Annotated in this window: 11 protein-coding genes; 5 read left to right on the top strand and 6 right to left on the bottom strand. The window is 66.5% G+C overall.

Going from position 1 to position 21729, the window contains the following annotated elements; genetic code table 11:
• Window positions 1-12: 12 nt before the first annotated feature.
• On the top strand, window positions 13-789 hold the full coding sequence (ppk2, locus tag ACYVGY_RS02890) for a polyphosphate kinase 2 (RefSeq protein ID WP_460455973.1): 777 nt from the start codon (window positions 13-15) through the stop codon (window positions 787-789).
• On the opposite strand, the gene ACYVGY_RS02885 is transcribed toward ppk2, so the two are convergent.
• Complete coding sequence (locus tag ACYVGY_RS02885; protein WP_460455972.1) at window positions 790-1350, bottom strand: TlpA family protein disulfide reductase; 561 nt, start codon at window positions 1348-1350, stop codon at window positions 790-792.
• On the bottom strand, window positions 1347-2624 hold the full coding sequence (locus ACYVGY_RS02880; protein ID WP_460455971.1) for a YihY family inner membrane protein: 1278 nt from the start codon (window positions 2622-2624) through the stop codon (window positions 1347-1349). The genes ACYVGY_RS02885 and ACYVGY_RS02880 overlap by 4 nt, the downstream gene beginning before the upstream one ends.
• 144 nt (window positions 2625-2768) lie before the next feature.
• Between ACYVGY_RS02880 and ACYVGY_RS02875 the strand changes: the two genes are divergently transcribed.
• The 4 genes from ACYVGY_RS02875 to ACYVGY_RS02860 all read left to right on the top strand — a co-directional run bounded on the left by ACYVGY_RS02875 (window position 2769) and on the right by ACYVGY_RS02860 (window position 4724).
• Entirely contained in the window at window positions 2769-3140 is a 372-nt protein-coding gene (locus ACYVGY_RS02875) for a helix-turn-helix domain-containing protein (RefSeq protein ID WP_460455970.1), read from the top strand.
• A gap of 111 nt (window positions 3141-3251) precedes the next feature.
• Window positions 3252-3845, top strand: a complete 594-nt coding sequence (wrbA, locus tag ACYVGY_RS02870) for an NAD(P)H:quinone oxidoreductase (protein ID WP_460455969.1) — start codon at window positions 3252-3254, stop codon at window positions 3843-3845.
• The gene (locus ACYVGY_RS02865) at window positions 3842-4204 is read left to right on the top strand and encodes a DUF2069 domain-containing protein (protein ID WP_460455968.1); all 363 of its coding nucleotides are present in this window, start codon (window positions 3842-3844) and stop codon (window positions 4202-4204) included. The genes wrbA and ACYVGY_RS02865 overlap by 4 nt, the downstream gene beginning before the upstream one ends.
• A gap of 31 nt (window positions 4205-4235) precedes the next feature.
• Window positions 4236-4724 (top strand): asparaginase domain-containing protein, encoded by a 489-nt coding sequence (locus ACYVGY_RS02860; protein ID WP_460455967.1) that lies wholly within the window; start codon window positions 4236-4238, stop codon window positions 4722-4724.
• Between the two features lie 23 nt (window positions 4725-4747).
• Here the strand turns inward: ACYVGY_RS02860 and ACYVGY_RS02855 are convergent, their stop codons facing one another.
• From ACYVGY_RS02855 to ACYVGY_RS02840, 4 genes are all read right to left on the bottom strand, one after another.
• Entirely contained in the window at window positions 4748-6535 is a 1788-nt protein-coding gene (locus ACYVGY_RS02855; RefSeq protein ID WP_460455966.1) for a hypothetical protein, read from the bottom strand.
• A complete protein-coding gene (locus tag ACYVGY_RS02850) occupies window positions 6535-10161 on the bottom strand; it encodes a hypothetical protein (protein ID WP_460455965.1) in 3627 nt (1208 codons plus the stop codon). The genes ACYVGY_RS02855 and ACYVGY_RS02850 overlap by 1 nt, the downstream gene beginning before the upstream one ends.
• Before the next feature lie 29 nt (window positions 10162-10190).
• Window positions 10191-19586, bottom strand: coding sequence for a DUF7507 domain-containing protein (locus ACYVGY_RS02845; protein ID WP_460455964.1), 9396 nt, complete (start codon window positions 19584-19586; stop codon window positions 10191-10193).
• Window positions 19587-19654: 68 nt separating this feature from the next.
• Window positions 19655-21559 carry a hypothetical protein gene (locus ACYVGY_RS02840; RefSeq protein WP_460455963.1) on the bottom strand — a complete coding sequence of 635 codons (1905 nt, stop codon included), beginning with the start codon at window positions 21557-21559 and terminating at the stop codon, window positions 19655-19657.
• Window positions 21560-21729: the final 170 nt, after the last annotated feature.

Raw genomic sequence — 21729 nt, 5'->3', positions numbered from 1 at the left:
CAGGAAGCCTTCATGTCCAAGCTCAAGCGCAAGCAATACCAAGAAGAACTGGAAACGCTGCAGATAGAACTCAACGCCGCGGCGCGCTGGCTACAGCACACCGGCAAGCGTCTGCTGGTCGTGTTTGAAGGGCGCGACACCGCCGGCAAAGGCGGAACGATCAACGCCATCGCCGAATGCCTGAACCCCCGCCAGTGCCACGTGGTGGCGCTGTCCAAGCCCAGCGACCGGGAACAGGGCCAGTGGTACTTCCAGCGCTACGTGCCGCACCTGCCGGCGTCCGGCGAAATCGCGCTGTTCGACCGCAGCTGGTACAACCGCGCCGGCGTCGAGAAAGTCATGGGTTTCGCCACGCCCGAGCAGGTGCAGGCCTTTCTCCACCAGACGCCGGTGTTCGAACGCCAGCTGGTTGACGACGGCATCCTGCTGTTCAAGTACTGGCTGGCGGTGGACCAGGTCGAACAGGAAGAACGCTTCCAGGAGCGCCTCGAAGATCCGCTAAAGCGCTGGAAGCTGTCGCCGATCGACCTCAAGGCGCGCGAGAAGTACCTCGACTACGGCCTCGCCCGTGACGCCATGTTCGACGCCACCAATCACCCGTGGGCCCCTTGGCACGTGGTCGACTTCAACGACCAGAAGGTCGGACGCTTGAACCTGATCCGACATCTGCTGGACCAACTGCCGGACCACCACGTGGAAGCGCCGTCGATCGAATTCCCGCCGCTCAAGGGCGAACTGGGCGAAGAAAACTATCGCGGAACCGTGCAGCCGATCCCGGGCAGCTATTAGTCAGCCTTCAGTGCCGGCCTCGGTGATCACGGCAGCCAGCTCCTGCGAAGTCACCGGGCCGAGGAACTTCTTCGCGACGCTGCCGTCGGGCGCGATCAGATAGGTCAGCGGCAGGCCACGCGGGGTTTCGAAGTCCGCCGGCGGCGCATAGACGTCCAGCAGCGCGATCGGATAGCTGGCCGGATGCTTTTCCAGGAATTCGCGCATGGCGGCCTCTTCGATTTCCTCGTAGGCCAGGCCGATCACTTTCACATCGTCGCGAGCGGCGTCGAAGACGCTGAAGTCGGGAATTTCCTTCAGGCAGGGCTTGCACCAGGTCGCCCAGAAGTTCACCACCACCCAGCCGCCGCGCTCGGCTGCGAGGTCGAAGGTACCGTGGTCGAGCGTGGCGACGATCAGGCTGGGATGGGTCGCTGGCTCGGCCGCAGCCGCCGGGGCTTCGACCGCCGCCGGAGCCTCCATCACGGGATCGGCCGCAGACCCGGCATCACTCGCCGGCTGGCAGGCGGCGAGCAGGACGATGGCGAGAAACAGGGCAAGGCGTTGCAGGAAGGTCGTCATGGCGAGGCATTGTCCTTGTTCGGGGTGAAGAAACTGCCGAGACTGCGCGAAAGTGGCTCCTCGAGCGGCTTTCGGAGATGGTCGAGGGCGCGCAGCGCATCACGTCCGATCGGATCATCGAAGCCGGGCAAGTCCGCTTCGCCGCCGGGAATACGCAGCGACAATCGCTCGTGCAACTCACCGATACTGACCTTGCCCAGGTCCCGGCTCAGCAGCCAGGCGCCGTCCTCGGCCCGACGCACGATATTCAGGCCAGCCAGTCCAGCCAGCATTCGCCGCAGGTGGTCATCGGTGAGCATGGGTTCGCAGTCATGGAGTTCCGGCAGGTGCAGGCCGCGGCCGATGCTGCGGGCCTGCTCAAGCCGGCCAAGCAGGCGCAGGTAGCCGTACAGTTCGGTGCCCGGCGGCAGCTGCAGCGCCTTGGGTTGGAAGCGGAACGACGACAGTGAGGCGGCGAACGAAGCGCCCAACAGCACCACCACCCAGCTCAGGTAGAGCCAGACCATGAAGATCGGCACCACCGCCAGCTCGGCGTAAACCCGTTCATAGGACGGCACACCCAGCAGATAGGCGGCGAAACCGCGCTTGGCCAGCTCGAACAGCAGGGTCGCGAACAGGCCACCGGCCAAGGCGAACCTGAAGGCGACGGTGCGGTGCGGAATCAGCCAATACGCGCAGGTGAATGCCAGCAGCTCCACCAGGTTGGGCAGGTAGGTCAGCAAGCGTTCGTGCCAGCTCAGTGCTTCTACGGCGGCCAATCCGGGCAGTGAGAAAAGGTAGGACGTGACCGCCAGGCTCACCACTGCCAGCAGGGTGCCCAAGGTCAGCAGCGTCCAGTACATCAGCAGGCGCAGCAGGCGCGGCCGCGGCGTGGGCACCCGCCAGACCCGGTTGAACGTGGACTCGATGGAGTACATGGTCAGGATCAGCGACACCAGCAGCGCCATCACGCCAGTGAGCGTGAGCTTGCTGGTGCTGGCGGCGAACGTGCGCAGATAGTCTTCAACCACCCGTGCCGAACTGGGCACGAAGTTGGAGAACACGAAGTTGGTGAGCTGGGCGCTCCAGGCGTCGAACACCGGGAAGGCGGACAGGATGCCGAACACGACCATGCTCAGCGGCACCAGCGCGAACAAGGTGGTGTAGGCCAGCGCACCCGCGGTCTCGAAGCAGCGGTCGTCCAGGAAGCGGGTCCACAGGAACTGCGAGAAGGACCGGATCCGCTCCCGGTCAATGCGGTCTAGCCAGCGGCGCAGGGCGTGGGTCAGGGTCATCGGGCGATGGTAGCAAAGCCATGCCGCCAGCCCGCGCCGGCCGCCGCGATCCTGCGCGTCGGCATCGGGGTCGGTTCTGGGGGATCATAGGGGTGACCGCTTTTTCGCCATCGCTGCATTCACGCCCCTACCGACGGAGCCCCGATGAACGGCTTGGCCGCTAGAATCAAACGCTGCAGGAAAGACGCCCACCTCTCACAGGCGGCACTGGCCGAACAGCTTGGACTGGGCCGAAGCGCCGTCGCGCAGTGGGAACGCGACACTCCCGTCAGCCCGACCGTAGGCCACCTGGCCGCGCTTGCGGTCGCCACCGGGGTCTCGTTCGAGTGGCTGGCCACCGGCCGCGGTGCACGGGTCATCGGTGGCAAGGGTGACGAGCCACCCGCCTTCGTCCTCGACCATATCGCCCAAAGCGAAAGCGAGGAGCGCTTGCTGGTCGCCTTCCGCCGCCTTGACGCCCTGGCCCAGCTGCCGGTGCTCGCGCAGCTGGAAGACCTCTCAGCGGACACGCGCTGAGCCGGATCGCGGCGGGAAGCGCACGCGCGCCGACGGGGCGATCGTGAGGCGACGCTGAGGCCGGTTCTGCTAGGCTGCGCGCGGACTCGACTACGCCCGGACGGCCTTCCCATGCCCGACATACTGATTCTTTACTACAGCCGCGGTGGCTCGGTAGCGCAGCTCGCGCGGCATATCGCCCGGGGTGTGGAAGAAGTCCCTGGCATGCAGGCAAGGCTACGCACGGTGCCGCCGGTTGCGCCCGTGACGGAAACCGCCGCCGCACCGGTTCCCGACGACGGCGCGCCCTACGTGCTCAAATCCGACCTGGCCGAATGCGCCGGCCTGATCATCGGCAGCCCGACGCGGTTCGGCAACATGGCCGCGCCGGTGAAGCACTTCATCGACACGCTCGGCGCGGAATGGGCTTCGGGCACGCTGGCGGGCAAGCCGGCGGCGGTCTTCACTTCCACTGCCAGCCAGCACGGCGGCCAGGAATCCACGCTGCTGACCATGATGGTGCCGCTGCTTCACCACGGCATGCTGATCGTGGGCATTCCTTTCACCGAAGCCGCGCTCAGCACCACGCGAACCGGCGGGACGCCCTACGGTGCCAGCCACGTCGCCGGCCCGCAGGATGACCCGCAGCCCTCGGACGAGGAGAAGTCCCTGGCGCGCGCGCTGGGTCGACGCCTGGCCGAAACCGCCCGGAAGCTGCAGGCATGAGCGCCATGGCGCGGCTGGCGCAGGCTTCGATTCTGGCGCTGTTCGCGCTGCTGGTCGTCTGGCACGGCGTGCTGGCTCCGCCGCAGCAGGCGGCGCCCTGGGCCATGGTGGTGTTTTTCTGCGTGCCCCTGTTTCCCGCCTTGGTGTTGGCGCTGCTGGGTCACCGCAGGGCCGGCTTCTGGGGGGCGCTGGCCGCCCTGCTCTATTTCAGCCATGGGGTGATGGTCGCCTGGACAACGCCGGAAACCAGGATGCTCGGCCTGATCGAAGCCTTGCTGTCCACGGTGCTGGTGGTTTCCGCCAGCTGGGACGGCCTGCGTGCCCGAATGGCCAAGCGGCGCAGCCCGCCCGCCGTATAATCGCGTCTTCGCGTCGACCCAAGGAATCGCCATGGAAGAGCTGCTGATCGTCACCACCGGCGGAACCATCGACAAAGTGTATTTCGACGACAAGTCCGACTACCAGGTAGGCGAGCCGCAGATCGGCCGCATCCTCAAAGCGCTCGGCGTCGCCTTCCGCTTCACCGTCATCCCGATCATCCGCAAGGACAGCCTGCACATCACGGCGGAAGACCGCGAACTGCTGCGCGCGACCATCGCCGCGCAGCCGGCGCGCCACGTGCTGGTGACGCACGGCACCGACACCATGGTGGATACCGCCGCGGTGCTGGCCAGCCTGTCCGACAAGGTGATCGTGTTGACCGGCGCGCTTAATCCGGCCGGATTCCGGGGTTCGGACGCCGAGTTCAACATCGGCACCGCGGTGGGCGCAGTACAGGCGGCGGCGCCTGGCGTTTACATCGCCATGAACGGACGCATCTGGGACCCGCTCAAGGTTCGCAAGAACGTCGCTGCGAACCGATTCGAAGCCGCGGGCTAAGCCCGCCGCCGCGACCCGCCGACTCAGTAGTCGCCGGGATTGGCGCTGAACGATACCGGCACGGTAATCGTGACACTGCCGCCGGCCAGCACGTTGATCGTCAGGTTCACTGCCGACCCACCCGCCGCACCACCGCTGGCGGGACAGCTGGAGCCGGCGCTGGCCGAACAGGTCCATGGTCCCGAGAGCGTGACGCCCGCCGGCAGGGGGTCCGACAGGCTCGCGCCCATCGCCGGGCCACTGCCGGCGTTATTCACCACGATGACATAGCTTGCGCTGCCGCCGGGCCGGTAGTTGGCGAGGCCATCCGACTTGCTCACCGTCAACTGCGCTGGCGCCGGCGCAGCCGCTGTATTGGTGATGGTGCAGGTGATCTGGTCGTTCAGCGCCGGCGTAAACGTCCAGCTGCCGCCCGCGGCCAGGCCACCGGGCAAGGCCGTGGATGAACTCCCGTTGGCGTTGGCGCAGGCGATGCTGGCATCGAACTGGCTCAAGCCGTGGGTACTTCCCGCCTGCAATACTTCCGACAGCGTCACTGGGACGCCGGCCGTCACGACCCTTGCGCCGGTGTTGGCGCTACCGTTGGCGGTACCGCTGCCCAAGCCGGTGCTGGCCGAGGCCAACAGACTTGCATCCTGTTCGATACGGACCGTAAACCCGCTGCTGCCGCCGGTCGGGCGCGAGGCGACCGACTTGAGCAAGCTGACCTGCGCCGTGGCATCGGTAATCGTCAGCGTGTTGTTGATCAAACCCGCGGCGCCACAGGTGATCGTGCTGGCCAGCAGGTAGGGCCGCGGCATCGCGACGGGCGTCGGAAGGGTGAAGCTGATCGTCTCGCTGGGCTCGGCGACCGCGTCGCTGACCAAGGTAACGGGCAGAACGAACTCACTGGCAGCGTCACCATCGTAGGCACCCGCCGGCACCGCGATGCTCAGCGTGGTGCTGTTACCGGGCGTCGTGTAATCACTGCCCAACGTCGCGGTGCCGCCGGTGATATTGACCACGACGGTCATGCCGCCGGCCGGAACCGTGCCAGTGACGCGGATCCGCGGGATGTCGGCGGTGCTTGCCGCAGTGGCCTCAGCCTTGGTGTTGGCGGGCTGTACGAACTCGACAAAGGGCCGCAAGGTGATCTGGATGTCGTCCAGGAAATTACCGATGGTGTTGTTGCCGCTACCGGTGGATATCGACTGGAAGCCCATGTTGCTGGTCCCGGTCGCGCCGGTATAGGTAAACGCACCGCTGTAGTCACGCCAGCCATTGGGACCGGCTGCGGAGGTCGCCGTGCCCTGGCTCGTCACCAGAACACCGCCCGTGCCGGCATTGGTCGTCCCTACCCTGACGATCTGCGCCGGGCCAACCAGATAGGACATCACGTCCTGCACCGTCGGGCTGCCGCGACCGCGGTGACTGAAGACCCAGCTGACCTGCTCACCGTTGATCAGGCAAACCGACTGCGACAAACGCGACGATGCCGATGCGTTGAGTTCAACATGCTGCGCGCCATTGCGCGGCGGCGTAGCGTTGAACCCGTTGGTCCAGAATTCCAACGCGGGACCCGACGCGGGCGCGCCGGGAATCGTGGCGTTGGTGCAGTCCAGTGTCTGGGTGACGATCACCGGGTGGTCGGTGGTCCAGCCTGGCACGACGCTTTCACTGATGAAGCGAAAGCAGGCCGGCGCACCCAGCGCAGGCCGCTCGAAACCCAGGTTGATCAGTGTGCGCTGCACCTGGGCCTGGGCCGAACTTGAAAAAACCACCGCCAGCAGAAGTGCAGCGCCCAGCCACAGGCCATTTCCAGGTGCACGCATCAATAGGTACCGGTTACGTTGAGGAACCAACCCTTCTGGTCGTAGTCGAGGACGGTCAGGTTGTCACTGAAGCTGGTGAAATTGTAGCCAATACCCAGGCGGAAATGATCGCCCAGGTGGCGGTCAACGCCCACCAGCCAGCCGGCACGCTCGCTGTCGCTCTCGTCCACCCGCAGCCAGCGGTACTCCGCCAAGGCATCCCATTTCTCAAGGAGGTTGTAGCGGGTCTGCACGGCCGCGAAATCAGCCGTAGTGTCGAACCAGGGGCCGACGGAACGGGCCAGCCTGGCTTCGCCAGAGCGATGCGCGAGCTTGCCGGCCAATTCCCAGTGCGGATTGAGCCGATAGATGCCTTCGAGCGACAGGATCTGCGAACGCTGGTCAAAGTCGGCCAAGGTGTCCTGACCCAGGCTGCTCAGGTCGTACAGATAGGTGTACTTGCCGAGCAGGGCCAGACGGTCGTTGGCCGCGGGACGGTAAGCGAATCCGACGCCGCCTTCGATGAAGCGGGCATCCGCGGCCGGATCGATCGCATCTTCGGTGTCGCCGTAGTTGAAGCGGGCCGCGATGCGCCAGTCGTCGTTGAGACGCCAGTTGAGCCGATTCGCGCTGACCCACTGGGTGCGCTCTTCGAAGCCGGTGTCTTCGCGGTACTCGAGCTTGCTGCTCCAGTTGACGTCCTGGTCGGTGCGTCCGGCGCTGACGCTAACCGCGCGACGATCCACCAGGCCCATGCTGGATTCGAGCTCACCCTTCTGCAGCGTGAAACCGAGCGTCCAGCCCAGGCCAGGATAGAAATCCATGCCGTAGGTGTGCGCGATGCCGCTTTCCTGACGGGTCTTCAGGAACTGGCTTTCGTTGAACAGGTTCACCTGGTCGGAGACGCGCCAGCGCTGGCCAAAGGTCAGGCCGGTGGGCGACGCGCCGTAAAGCGGATCGCCGGCGGTCGTGTCGGTGGAGTGCGTGTAGCTGCCGTAGACCGAGTGCAGGTCGCTCAAGCGGTACTCGGCGTTGACGCTGGCGGCGTCGCCACGCTCGCCCGTGGTCAGCTCGGCGCCGACGCTGGACAGGTTTCCGAACAGGTACTTGCCGCCGAGCGTAAAGGCATCGTTGCCCTCGTAGCTGCCGCCGTCGTCGTCCAGGGTCACCTGGCCAATCCCGTAAAGGTCGAAGGCTTCGCCAATGCGGTGGCTATATCGGACCGCCGCCAGCGAACCGGTCGCGGCAACGCCGGCCCGGGTCTCGGTGACGCCACGAAGCTCGAAGGTCAGCTGGTTGAACTCCGCCAGCCGCCACTCGGCCATCAACTGCGCTTGCTCGACGCCGTCGGCACCGCGCTTGGCTTCGCTGTAGCGTCCGGTCAGGCGCAGGTTCTCTGCTGCCTGCCCGGCAAACTCGGCGCCGTATTCCTCGATGGGCAGGCCCACGTCCTGGCGCGCTACCGAGAAGCCCGCATCCACTTCGCGCCACCAGGCGCCCATCGTCCATTCGCGCTCGGTGATGCCGCGCTCAAGCAGGTTGATACGCGCTTCCACGCTGCGTGCATCACCATCGCGCGCGCCGGCGATCGGGTTGAGTCGAGTGAAGCTCAGACCACCATTGTCGGAAAAGAACACCGGCGCACTGGTGGCTTCGGTGCTGGCCTGCTCGAGCTTGAGGTAGGTGCCGCGCCCCGCCTGAAGGGTCAGGTCGATCGCGCCCAGACGGTAGTCTTCGCCCGCGCGCTGCTCGTCCACGTAGGTGCCACCGATGGCCACGTGGTCACCAAGCCAAGTGCGGCCGTTGAAACCCACCGTGGTCTGGTCGGCGCTGAATCCGACAGGAATATATTCGTAGTCCACCAGCAGACGGTTGTCGAAACCGTCCAGCGGCGTGTCGCGGATGATTGAAGGCAGGTTGTCGCGAACGATCTGCATCAACGGGCGCGTCAGCAGCACGCGGCCCTGCAGTTCGTCGATTTCGTAATCCACGTCACGAACAAGGTTCACGCGCGTCTCGACGCGGCCCGTGAGGGGATCGCGCACTTCCAGCACGACCTGATCCGAACCCGGCAACAGGTCGGTGTGCCGCAAGTAGTAAAGGCTGCCACCCGTGCCGAGGAACTCACTGTGGCCCGGCGCACTCTGCGCCTCCGACCCGAAGGCGCGCAGGCTCTGGCGCGCCTCGCCAAGCGGCGTGCTGGCGCGGCTGCGCCAGGACACCGCGCCGCCGTAAAGGCTGCGCACGTACTGGCCGTATTCGGTCCCGGTCAGGCCGGTGGCGAAGTTGCCCCAGAGCGCCTGGCTCTTGTCCCAGTCAACCCGGACGTACAGGCGACCCTGCGTGTCCACGTCGCGATAGGTCGTGGAGTCGTCGCCGTACACGGGATAGTACTGGTCGGGATCAAGGCGGCGGAACACGTCGCGCGCGTCCGGATCCAGGAAACCGTCGAACAGCTCGCTGATTTCGTTCTCGCGCGTATCCACCTGCGCGGTCACCAGATAGCGACCCTTCACCTTGCCCTTCAGATACATCGCAAGGCGACCTTCGGTGACCACGTCGTCGTAGCGGTCGTCCGCGCCCACCGGCACGACAGCGCCGCTGATGGCGTTGTCAGAAACGGTGACGTCGGCCAGCGCCACCATGAACAGGTAGCGCCCGGTGACATCCACGTCCAGCGTCCGCGTGACGGCGTCCGCACCGGTGCCCACGGCGATATCGAAGCTGTGCTTGCCAACCGGCAGCAGGAACTCGGCCGCGAACTTGCGGTCCAGGTCCACCGGATACGATCGCCCGTCGATGCTCAGGGCCTGGCCGGCGGGAACGCCCTCGCCAACAATGCGCACGCGTGAACCGTAGATCGGGATGTTCTGCAGCCGAAGGTTGCCTTGCCCGAACACCGATTCGGTGAGCTGGCGATCGGCGATCTGCTCGGCGTCGAGACCGGCGAAGCGAGCGTCGGCCTGGGCATCGATCTGCCTCAGGTTGCGCTTGGCCTCCTCCGGTCGAACCAGCGTAAGGGTGTTGGGGTAGGTTTCATCCACGCTGCCGTCGCTGCCGATGGCACGCAGAACGTACGAGAGTTGGTCGCCCTCGCGCAGACGGACGCCGCCCGGCAGTTCACCATTCCATTCGACCTCGCCCACCGCTGTCGACGGCATCGGCAAGGTGGCCAACGGGGCGACCAGGTCGGTATCGGTGCCGCGATAGATAACCAGCTCCTGGCGCTCGGCGAATGCAGGATAGTTGCTGTAGCTCATGAAGCGAACGGGCTTGGCGATGCGCCCGTCGACGAACTCCACCAGTCCGCTCGCCTGCACGTTGAGGCTGGGCTGCGCGAGCTGGGGGTCTTCCGTCGCCCACAGCAAGCCGCCGCCGGGCAGATCTACCGCGAAGCGTCCGCGAACCTGGGTACGGCCATCCTGCCTTTGATCAACGTCAACGCGGCGATCAGTCTGCAGCTGGCTGGCATCACCCGCCTGGGCGTCGGCCTCACCGCGACTGCGGATGCGCAGCACCGCGCCGTCAGCGCCGCTGCAGCCACTGGCGTCGCAGGCCACTTCGGCAGTGGTTGGCTGGGCCTGAGCCATCACGGCGCCCGGAAGCGTTCCGAGCAGGCCGATCAGGGTGTAGTCGAGCAGTTTCATGCGTGTTTTCACGGCGAGTCGATTCCGGTTCACTTGCCTGCTCCCGGCGCAGCGGCGCCTTCGGTCTCTACCCGAAGCCGGGCGCGTTGGTCTGGCGTCAACCGGGCCTCGATCGCCTCGCGCACCGTTTGTGCACGACGCAAGGACAGGGCCTGGTTGTAATTGGCATCACCGCGCACGTCCGCATGGCCGGTGAGCACGATCTCGCAGCCGCAGGCAGGGTCGGCTATCGCTCGCGCGATGGCGTCAATCAAGGACTCGTGGTCGGCGCGCAGCGTGTCGCGGTCGGTGTCGAACAGCACCGAGCCGAGCCTGAGGTTCTCGCCCACGGACACCAGCCGGCCCTTGTCGGCCTCCACCACGTCGATGCGCAGCTTGGCTGCGTGCTCGTCGCCGAGCAACGCCACCAGCTCACGACGCACCGCCATGGCCCGATCGAACGCCAGGGCCTCTTCGCCCGCGATGGTCTCGATGCTGACTTCGCCGCCGTCGTGCTTGCGCACCTGGGCCGCCATCTGCTCGAACACCGCTCGGTAGCCCGGCGCGATTTCACGGCTGCCCGGTGCAAACACCACGGTGCCCAGCTCGAGCTCAACGACGCCCTTGGCCATCGGCGAAGGCGGCATGCGAACACCGAAGTCGAAGCGGGTCGGGATGGCCGGGGTGATGCGACGCATCAAGGGGTTGGCGGTGGTGAACTCGGCGCCCTCGGGCAGCGTGCTCTTGTCCACCTTCACCACGAAGTTCTGGCCGCGCATCTGATTGGACACCACCAGGCCATCGATGTGGTACCGGCCTTCGGCATCGGTCTCGCTGACCAGACCTTCCACGGTTGCCAGGCGCACACCCGGGATGCCGCGCTCGCCCTCGTCCTGCCAGCCATCGCCATTGCGGTCATCGAACACCTTGCCCCAGATGCGGGTCTGCTCGAAGTCCGGATCCAGGCCTGCGCCGGTAATCACCGAAGCCGAGGCCACATTGCTGACCGCGACGCCGAACTGGTAGACGGTGGCCTCGTTGATGTACTCGCCCGGCACGAGCCCGGCGCCCACACGCAGCAGGTATCGGATAGTGGCCGTGCCGCCCACCGCGATGTCGATGCCTTCGAAGGTAATGGGAGACGTGCCCGTGGTGATAGCCGCGTTGTCGGCATCCACCACGCGCTCGCTGCCGGGAACGAAAGCGAAGCCAGGCGGCGGTACGTCCACCACCTGGGCAGCGATCACCGGCAAGGAGCCGACGTTGGTGATGGTGAGCGTGTAAGCCACCAACGAACCAGCGTTCACCTCGCGGGTGGACACTGACTTCTGCAGCCGCAGCTTGCCAGCCAGCGGCTGCACGTTGATGCGGACCACGGCGGTATCGCAGTCGCCGTCGGCGTCGCAGACCTGGTAGGGGAAGCTGTCTGGACCAACGAAGCCTGGATTCGGCGTGTAGGTGAAGCTGCCATCCGGATTCATCACCACCGTGCCATTGGTCGGCGGGCCCACGGCGGTGTAGGTGCTGCTGATATTGCCGGGCGTGTCGTTGTCTGCGGCGGTGCCGGTGACGGGCGTGCCTTCGTCGCCACTGAACTCGTCGTCAACCGCTATCGGCGCGATGTCGCCCGTGACGATGGTGACCGTGATGACGGCGTCGCTGCAGTTGGTGGGATTGAGGATCTCGCAAATCCGGTAGTTGATGATGTAGACGCCGGCACCGACGCCGGGCGCAACGACGACCTGGCCAGTCACCGGATCAAGGGTGACCAGCGGACTGCTGGTGTCGAGCTGGGTGATGGTCACCGTACCGAGGGTTGCCGGGACGCCATTGAGCGTGTCGTTTACCAACACGTTGGGGATGGCGATGCCGCCCACGCCGCCATCCGGCACCGAGCCGCTGTCGTCGACCGCCTGGATCGGGTTCTCGGCTTCGGTGATGGTTACCGTATCGACGGCCGGCACCAGGGTGCCGCCGGCTGGCGTACCCGTTGCAGTGGCGATGTTGGTGACGGTTCCCGGCGAGCCGACGAGGTCGGCCGCAAGGATGGTGTAGCTGCCAGTGCAAGTCGTGAACGTAGCCGGCAACAAGGTGGTGATGGGACAGCTGACCGCGGCGATGCGATCGTCGGTGACGATGATGCCGGTGATCGTGACGTTGCCCGTGTTGCTGACCAGGTACTGGTAGTCGACAACCTGCCCGACCGCGCCGTAGGTCGCCGTGGAGGCCGACTTGACGATCGACAGCGCCGGTCCCGACGCGATCGGGGTAGTCGTCGTGTCCGGCGGGCTGGTCACCGGGCCGCCGATCGGCGGCGTGCCGGTTGCGGTAGCGGTGTTGTTCACCGTGCCGGCGTCTACCTCGGGCTGCGTGATGGTGTGGACGCCCGTACAGGTCGTCGTGCCGCCCGGGGCCAGCGTCGTCACCGGGCACACGGCCGCGGCGTCGAGCTGGGCGTCATTGATCACCAGACCGGTGATCGTGACGTTGCCGGTGTTCGTGACCAGGAACTCGTAGGCGATCGTGCTGCCAGCAGTCGCGCCCGAGGGCACGCCGGCGGTCTTGTCGATCGTCAGCGACGGGGTCGCAGCGATCGGCGTCGTCGTGGTGTCCGGCGGGCTGACAACCGGCGGGCCGACCGGCGGCGTGCCGGTTGCGGTGGCCGTGTTGTTGACCGTGCCGGCATTCACCTCGGCCTGGGTAATCGTATGCGTACCGGTGCAGGTCGTCGTGCCACCAGGAGCCAGCGTAGTCACCGGGCAAACCGCCGCGGCATCAAGCTGCGCGTCATTGATCACCAGACCGGTGATCGTGACGTTGCCGGTGTTGGTCACCTGGAACTCATAGGCGATCGTGCTGCCCGCCGTGGCGCCCGAGGGCACACCGGCGGTCTTGTCGATCGTCAGCGACGGTGCGGCGGTGATCGGCGTATTGGTCGTGTCCGGCGGGCTGGTCGTCGGGCCGCCAACCGGCGGCGTGCCAGTGACAGTTGCCGTGTTATTGACCGTGCCCGCGTTTACTTCCGCCTGGGTGATGGTATGGACGCCCGTGCAGGTCGTCGTCCCACCCGGGGCCAGCGTCGTCACCGGGCAAACCGCCGCGGCGTCAAGCTGGGCGTCATTGATCACCAGAGCGGTGATCGTGACGTTGCCGGTGTTGGTGACGAGGAACTCGTAGGCAATCGTGCTGCCAGCGGTCGCGCCCGAAGGCACGCCGGCGGTCTTGTCGATCGTCAGCGACGGTGCGGCGGTGATCGGCGTATTGGTCGTATCCGGCGGGCTGGTGGTCGGGCCGCCAACCGGCGGCGTGCCGGTCGCGGTGGCCGTGTTGTTGACCGTGCCAGCGTTTACTTCCGCCTGGGTGATCGTGTGCGTGCCGGTGCAAGTCGTCGTGCCACCTGGAGCCAGCGTCGTCACCGGGCAAACCGCCGCGGCATCGAGCTGGGCGTCATTGATCACCAGCGTGGTGATCGTGACGTTGCCGGTGTTGGTGACGAGGAACTCGTAGGCGATCGTGCTACCGGCGGTCGCGCCCGAAGGCGTACCCGCGGTCTTGTCGATGGTCAGCGACGGGGTCGCCGCAATGGGCGTCGTCGTCGTGTCCGGCGGGCTGACAACCGGGCCACCGACCGGCGGCGTGCCGGTCGCGGTTGCCGTGTTGTTGACCGTGCCAGCGTTCACTTCCGCCTGGGTGATCGTATGCGTGCCGGTGCAGGTGGTCGTGCCGCCGGGAGCCAGCGTAGTCACCGGGCAAACCGCCGCGGCATCAAGCTGCGCGTCATTGATCACCAGACCGGTGATCGTGACGTTACCCGTGTTGGTCACCAGGAACTCATAGGCAATCGTGCTGCCAGCGGTCGCGCCCGAAGGCACACCGGCGGTTTTGTCGATCATCAACGACGGTGCGGCGGTGATCGGCGTATTGGTCGTATCCGGCGGGCTGGTGGTCGGGCCGCCAACCGGCGGCGTGCCGGTAACGGTCGCGCTGTTGTTCACCGTACCGGCGTTCACTTCCGCCTGGGTGATCGTGTGCGTGCCGGTGCAAGTCGTCGTGCCACCTGGAGCCAGCGTCGTCACCGGGCACACGGCCGCGGCATCGAGCTGGGCGTCGTTGATCACCAGCGCGGTTATCGTGACGTTGCCGGTGTTGGTCACCAGGAACTCGTAGGCAATCGTGCTGCCAGCGGTCGCGCCCGAAGGCACGCCGGCGGTCTTGTCGATCGTCAGCGACGGTGCGGCGGTGATCGGCGTATTGGTCGTGTCCGGCGGGCTGGTCGTCGGGCCGCCAACCGGCGGCGTGCCAGTGGCAGTTGCCGTGTTATTGACCGTGCCCGCGTTTACTTCCGCCTGGGTGATGGTATGGACGCCCGTGCAGGTCGTCGTCCCACCCGGGGCCAGCGTCGTCACCGGGCAAACCGCCGCGGCGTCAAGCTGGGCGTCATTGATCACCAGAGCGGTGATCGTGACGTTGCCGGTGTTGGTGACGAGGAACTCGTAGGCAATCGTGCTGCCAGCGGTCGCGCCCGAAGGCACGCCGGCGGTCTTGTCGATCGTCAGCGACGGGGCCGCAGCGATCGGCGTCGTCGTGGTGTCCGGAGGGCTGACAACCGGCGGGCCGACCGGCGGCGTGCCGGTCACGGTTGCCGTGTTGTTGACCGTGCCAGCGTTCACTTCCGCCTGGGTGATCGTGTGCGTACCGGTGCAGGTCGTCGTGCCACCCGGGACAAGCGTCGTCACCGGGCACACGGCCGCGGCGTCGAGCTGGGCGTCGTTGATCACCAGCGCGGTGATCGTGACGTTGCCGGTGTTGGTCACCAGGAACTCGTAGGCAATCGTGCTGCCAGCGGTCGCGCCCGAAGGCACGCCGGCGGTCTTGTCGATCGTCAGCGACGGTGCGGCGGCAATCGGCGTATTGGTGGTGTCCGGCGGGCTGACAACGGGGCCGCCAACCGGCGGCGTGCCAGTCGCAGTGGCCGTGTTGTTCACCGTGCCGGCATTCACCTCGGCCTGGGTAATCGTATGCGTACCCGTGCAGGTGGTCGTGCCGCCGGGAGCCAGCGTCGTCACCGGGCACACGGCCGCGGCGTCGAGCTGAGCATCGTTCACGACGATGCCGGTGATGGTCACATTTCCGGTGTTCGTGACCAGGAACTCGTAGGCGATCGTGCTGCCAGCAGTCGCGCCCGAAGGCACGCCGGCGGTCTTGTCGATCGTCAGCGACGGGGCCGCAGCGATCGGCGTCGTCGTGATGTCCGGCGGGCTGACAACGGGGCCGCCAACCGGCGGCGTGCCAGTCGCAGTGGCCGTGTTGTTCACCGTGCCAGCGTTCACTTCCGCCTGCGTGATGGTGTGGACGCCCGTGCAGGTTGTCGTGCCACCCGGAGCCAGCGTCGTCACCGGGCACACGGCCGCGGCGTCGAGCTGCGCGTCATTGATCACCAGACCGGTGATCGTGACGTTACCGGTGTTGGTCACCAGGAACTCATACGCGATCGTGCTGCCAGCGGTCGCGCCGCTCGGCGTACCCGCCGTCTTGTCGATCGTCAGCGACGGTGCGGCGGCAATCGGCGTATTGGTGGTGTCCGGCGGGCTGACAACGGGGCCGCCAACCGGCGGCGTGCCAGTCGCAGTGGCCGTGTTGTTCACCGTGCCAGCGTTCACTTCCGCCTGGGTGATGGTGTGGGTGCCCGTGCAGGTCGTGGACCCACCCGGGGCCAGCGTCGTCACCGGGCAAACCGCCGCGGCGTCGAGCTGGGCGTCATTGATCACCAGACTGGTGATCGTGACGTTGCCCGTGTTGGTCACCAGGAACTCATACGCAATCGTGCTGCCAGCGGTGGTGCCCGAAGGCGTACCCGCCGTCTTGTCGACGGTCAGTGCCGGCGCCGCAGCGATCGGCGTATTGGTCGTATCCGGCGGACTGGTCGTGGGGCCGCCGACCGGCGGTGTGCCAGTCGCAGTCGCCGTGTTGTTCACCGTGCCGGCGTTAATCTCGGCCTGGGTAATCGTGTGCGTGCCGGTGCAGGTGGTGGTGCCGCCCGGAGCGAGCGTCGTCACCGGGCAAACCGCCGCGGTATCGAGCTGGGCGTCGTTGATCACCAGACTGGTGATCGTGACGTTGCCCGTGTTGGTCACCAGGAACGCGTAGGCGATCGTGCTGCCAGCGATGGTGCCCGAAGGCGTACCCGCCGTCTTATCAATGGTCAGCGCAGGCGCTGCCCCGATCGGCGTATTGGTCGTGTCCGGCGGGCTGGTCGTCGGGCCGCCAACCGGCGGCGTGCCGGTGACGGTGGCGCTGTTGTTCACCGTGCCGGCGTTGACTTCGGCCTGGGTGATCGTATGCGTACCCGTGCAGGTCGTGGTGCCACCCGGAGCCAGCGTCGTCACCGGGCACACGGCCGCGGCGTCGAGCTGCGCATCATTTACGACGATGCCGGTGATCGTGACGTTGCCGGTGTTGGAGACCAGGAACTCATACGCGATCGTGCTGCCAGCGGTCGTGCCGCTCGGCGTACCCGCGGTCTTGTCCACGGTCAGCGACGGCGCGGCGGTGATCGGAGTATTGGTCGTATCCGGCGGGCTGGTGGTCGGGCCGCCGACCGGCGGCGTGCCGGTGACGGTGGCGCTGTTGTTGACCGTGCCGGCGTTAACTTCCGCCTGCGTGATGGTGTGTGTGCCGGTGCAGGTCGTCGTCGCACCCGGAGCCAGCGTCGTCACCGGGCACACGGCCGCGGCGTCGAGCTGCGCATCATTTACGACGATGCCGGTGATCGTGACGTTGCCGGTGTTCGTGACCAGGAACTCATAAGCAATCGTGCTGCCGGCGGTCGCGCCCGAAGGCGTACCCGCGGTCTTGTCGATGGTCAGCGACGGCGCGGCGGTGATCGGCGTATTGGTGGTATCCGGCGGGCTGGCCGTCGGGCCGCCAACTGGCGGGGTGCCGGTGACGGTGGCGCTGTTGTTCACAGTGCCGGCGTTCACTTCCGCCTGGGTGATGGTGTGTGTTCCAGTGCAGGTCGTCGTGCCACCCGGGGCCAGCGTCGTCACCGGGCAAACCGCCGCGGCGTCAAGCTGGGCGTCGTTGATCACCAGCGCGGTGATCGTGACGTTGCCGGTGTTGGTGACCAGGAACTCATACGCGATCGTGCTGCCAGCGGTCGTGCCGCTCGGCGTACCCGCGGTCTTGTCGATGGTCAGCGACGGCGCGGCCGTGATCGGCGTATTGGTCGTATCCGGCGGGCTGGTCGTCGGGCCGCCAACCGGCGGCGTGCCGGTGACGGTGGCGCTGTTATTCACCGTGCCGGCGTTAACTTCGGCTTGGGTAATCGTGTGCGTGCCGGTGCAGGTCGTAGACGCGCCGGGAGCCAGCGTCGTCACCGGGCAAACCGCCGCGGCATCAAGCTGGGCATCGTTCACGACGATGCCGGAGATCGTCAGGTTGCCGGTGTTGGACACCAGGAACTCATAGGCAATCGTGCTGCCAGCGGTAGCGCCCGAAGGCACGCCGGCGGTCTTGTCGATCGTGAGCGACGGTGCGCCCGTGATCGGAGTATTGGTCGTATCCGGCGGGCTGGTCGTCGGGCCGCCAACCGGCGGCGTGCCGGTGACGGTGGCGCTGTTGTTCACCGTGCCGGCGTTGACTTCGGCCTGGGTGATCGTATGCGTACCCGTGCAGGTCGTGGTGCCACCCGGAGCCAGCGTCGTCACCGGGCACACGGCCGCGGCGTCGAGCTGCGCATCATTTACGACGATGCCGGTGATCGTGACGTTGCCGGTGTTGGAGACCAGGAACTCATACGCGATCGTGCTGCCAGCGGTCGTGCCGCTCGGCGTACCCGCGGTCTTGTCCACGGTCAGCGACGGCGCGGCGGTGATCGGAGTATTGGTCGTATCCGGCGGGCTGGTGGTCGGGCCGCCGACCGGCGGCGTGCCGGTGACGGTGGCGCTGTTGTTGACCGTGCCGGCGTTAACTTCCGCCTGCGTGATGGTGTGTGTGCCGGTGCAGGTCGTCGTCGCACCCGGAGCCAGCGTTGTCACCGGGCACACGGCCGCGGCGTCGAGCTGCGCATCATTTACGACGATGCCGGTGATCGTGACGTTGCCGGTGTTCGTGACCAGGAACTCATAAGCAATCGTGCTGCCGGCGGTCGCGCCCGAAGGCGTACCCGCGGTCTTGTCGATGGTCAGCGACGGCGCGGCGGTGATCGGCGTATTGGTCGTGTCCGGCGGGCTGGTCGTCGGGCCGCCAACCGGCGGCGTGCCGGTGACGGTGGCGCTGTTATTCACCGTGCCGGCATTAATTTCGGCCTGCGTGATGGTGTGCGTGCCGGTGCAGGTCGTGGTGCCACCCGGAGCCAGCGTCGTCACCGGGCACACGGCCGCGGCGTCGAGCTGCGTATCGTTCACGACGATACCGGTGAGCGTCAGGTTCCCGGTGTTGGTCACCAGGAACTCATAGGCAATCGTGCTGCCCGCCGTGGCGCCCGAAGGCACGCCGGCGGTCTTGTCGATGGTCAGCGCCGGCGAACCGGTGACAGGCGTCGGACCGACCGAGGAGGTGCAGCGGGCATTGGCCGGGCAAGTCGGATCACCGCCGCCGGATACCGAGGCGCTATTGGTGACGTTGGGCAAGGCCGATGCGGTGGGTGTGACCGGAATGACAAAGCTGGTGCTGCCACCCGCCACGAGACCGGCGGCGATGGTGCACGTGACCGTCTGGCCCGAAGCCGTGCAGCCAGCGGGAAGCGTGCCAATGGTCAGGCCGGCAGGAATGGTGTCAGAGATGATGGCGGCAGCCGTAGTCGCAACACCGCCCGTGTTCTCGAGCAGCAGCGTGTAGCTGGCCGGAACGCCGACCGAAAACGCGGCATCGCTCGCGGTCTTCGTAAGCGTCAGCTGCGGCGGCGCAACGGGAACAGGAACCACGGTGCCCGTGTTGTTGCCGGGCACCGGGTCGGGCGTGGCCGTGGTGCCGGTCGCGCTGTTGGAATAGGGCCCCGTCGCATTCACCGTAGCGACGATGTCGAGCGTGGCCGAGGCGCCGTTCGCCAGCGTGCCGATCGTCCACACACCCGTGCCGCTCACGTAGGCACCCACCGTAGCCGTGCTGCTGACAAAGCTGTAGCCGGCTGGCAGCACATCGTTGACCACCGTGGTCAGCGCAGGCGCCGGACCTTGGTTGGTGATGACGATGGTGAAGGTGAGGTTGCTACCAATGACCGGCGCCATGTTGCTGGCGCCCTTGGTAACCGCGAGATCGGACTCGCTGACCAAGGTATTGGTGTCAGTGGCCGTGCTGAGCGTGCCGTCGGGCGCGGTTACCGTGACCGTATTGGCGACACTGGCTGGATAGTTCTGCGCCTGGACGCTTCCGGCAGCGAAGAATGAGGCCAGCAGCATCCATCCCGCCGCAAAGCAGCGGCCGGCACGAAAACGTTGGATGGGCATATGGGCTCCGCTGGCGGTGACGTCGGCCTGGCAATCCCGGGAAGTATTGGCATTCATCGGGCAGGCACTCAGTAGTCGTTGGGATTGGCCGAGAAGGCCACGGGTACGGTGATGGTCAGGGTGCCGTTGGCGCCGGCCACGGTGCCGCTGAGGCTAAGCGTCGTGTTTCCAAGCGCGCCGCCACTGGCCGGGCAGGAACCGCCGGCCGAAGCGACGCAGGTCCACGGCCCGCTCAGCGTGACGCCGGCCGGCAGAGGATCGTCGACAAGCGTACCGACAGCCGGAATGCTGCCGCTGTTGGTCACGACCACCGTGTAAGTGGCGGTACCGCCTGGCGTGTATGCGGTGAGAGAGTCGGTCTTGGTCACACCAAGCACCACCGTGGCAGTCGTACTGCAAACCGGCAACGAGGACAGCGCTGGTGTCGTGGTCGTATTGCCGTTTCCGCCGCGCGTCGCACCGTTGGGCAGGAACTCCGTTACGGCCAATGACGAGGTCGTACCGTTGAGACCGCCCGTCACCGTGGTCGTCAACAGCGCAGGCGCCGCGATGAACCCGCCGCCGCCGCCGCCGCCCGGACCTTCGGACTCATTGTTGACAATCAGCTGGTTGCCGCCATTGCCGCCGCGCGCGAACAGGGATACCCCGCTGGCAGTAGTGGCCGACACCGCGATGGTTCCGCCGCCGCCGCCGCCGCCCGGGGCATCGTTGTGGGCGGGGGTTGAATTCGCCGCGGTGAGGCCATCTGCGACGATCTGCCCGGACCCGGAAATCGTTCCTGCGATTACGAACACAAAACCGCCGCCGCGCGCACCCGATCCACCTGCCGAGTTGTTTGCATCACCTGCCCCGCCGCCGCCGCCAAGGAACAGGCGCGTATTGCCGGTCGTGGACGGGTTGTTGGCGAGCGGGCGCCCGCCGAGGCCACCACGCTCCCGACGGTTGTTGCCAGCCCAGGCCGCGTTGCCAGGCGCCAAGATCAACGCATTCTGGTCGCTGGCTCCATAGGTGTAGCCACCGCGACCGCCACCAGAGGATGTCGTCGTGGCTGTCAGGGTTCCATCAATATTCCAGGCCGCGGCCCAGCCGGGCGTGGACAAACTCGGGTTGCCTTGTCCGTTCCAGGTAAGGCCGGAGTTGCCGTTGGCGCCGCCACCGCCGCCGGCGTTGTGGGCGTTGCCGCCACCACCGCCATTCGCCGGAGCACCACGGCCATAGCGGCCATTGAGCGAGTCGTACTGCGCCTGGAAGCCGGCGATGCTCTCACCCTTCTCGCCGCCATTCGCGTCGGATACGCCACGGAACAGGCTCACGTCGGAACCAGCCGCCGTCGTGATGTTGTCCAGCACGCCACCTCGAAAGCCGGCACCCGATGCGGAGACGATGCCATTGACCACGAATGCGTTCTGCACCAACAGCGGCATTACCCCGCCGGTGCTGCCGTTCCAAAGCGGTGCGCTCAGCGTGACCGCTGCGCCAATTGTCAGGGCGCTGTACTGGGGAACACGGATAACCTGGCTGGCGTTGTTGTAGGAAAAACGCAGGGGCGCAGCGCCGCAGGCCGGACTGAGCGTCACGGTGGTTCCGGACACGCTCAGCACACTGACCAACTCGTAACGGCCCGCATTGCCAAGGCTCGATACGGCGCCGTAGGCGGCGGTGTCGCCTGAACCAATGGTGGCGCCTTGCGCCTGATAGATCATCAGAACGTCGCCCGCGGCGATACCGGCGGCGCTGGCGAGGGACAGCGTCACGCTGCCGGCAACGGCCGCAGAGGCCAGGGTCGTGATTCGCACTTCCGGCAGGGACGCATAGGTCGTATTCGCCGAAATCGTGCGGCTGCCGTCCTTGCCGGGCTGCCAGGCATTGGCGCTGGAAGAAAAAAGCAGGCCCGTGACGACTACAGCGCTTGCCGAAAAACCGGCAGCACGACGAAAGGCGCCAGCGATAGGCGCGAAGGCATTCTGTGACATAGGTCCCCTTTTACTGCTATCGCACCCGGAGACCTGCTCAACCAGCCTGTCCGCGCCGCGCCCCTGTTCCAACCCGTCGGATTCTAGTGAACATTATTCACCACGTCTATGATAAGTGCATGTTATTTCAGTATTTTTATGCGTCACTATTTGCCCCGGCTGGTCCTGTA

The organism is Arenimonas alkanexedens, from assembly GCF_054781355.1.
This window is presented reverse-complemented; position numbering and strand designations above follow the sequence as displayed.

Coding starts and splice junctions, on each gene's coding strand:
- ppk2 (WP_460455973.1), top strand. CDS start 13: ATGTCCAAGCTCAAGCGCAAGCAATACCAAGAAGAACTGGAAACGCTG.
- ACYVGY_RS02885 (WP_460455972.1), bottom strand. CDS start 1,350: ATGACGACCTTCCTGCAACGCCTTGCCCTGTTTCTCGCCATCGTCCTG.
- ACYVGY_RS02880 (WP_460455971.1), bottom strand. CDS start 2,624: ATGACCCTGACCCACGCCCTGCGCCGCTGGCTAGACCGCATTGACCGG.
- ACYVGY_RS02875 (WP_460455970.1), top strand. CDS start 2,769: ATGAACGGCTTGGCCGCTAGAATCAAACGCTGCAGGAAAGACGCCCAC.
- wrbA (WP_460455969.1), top strand. CDS start 3,252: ATGCCCGACATACTGATTCTTTACTACAGCCGCGGTGGCTCGGTAGCG.
- ACYVGY_RS02865 (WP_460455968.1), top strand. CDS start 3,842: ATGAGCGCCATGGCGCGGCTGGCGCAGGCTTCGATTCTGGCGCTGTTC.
- ACYVGY_RS02860 (WP_460455967.1), top strand. CDS start 4,236: ATGGAAGAGCTGCTGATCGTCACCACCGGCGGAACCATCGACAAAGTG.
- ACYVGY_RS02855 (WP_460455966.1), bottom strand. CDS start 6,535: ATGCGTGCACCTGGAAATGGCCTGTGGCTGGGCGCTGCACTTCTGCTG.
- ACYVGY_RS02850 (WP_460455965.1), bottom strand. CDS start 10,161: ATGAAACTGCTCGACTACACCCTGATCGGCCTGCTCGGAACGCTTCCG.
- ACYVGY_RS02845 (WP_460455964.1), bottom strand. CDS start 19,586: ATGCCCATCCAACGTTTTCGTGCCGGCCGCTGCTTTGCGGCGGGATGG.
- ACYVGY_RS02840 (WP_460455963.1), bottom strand. CDS start 21,559: ATGTCACAGAATGCCTTCGCGCCTATCGCTGGCGCCTTTCGTCGTGCT.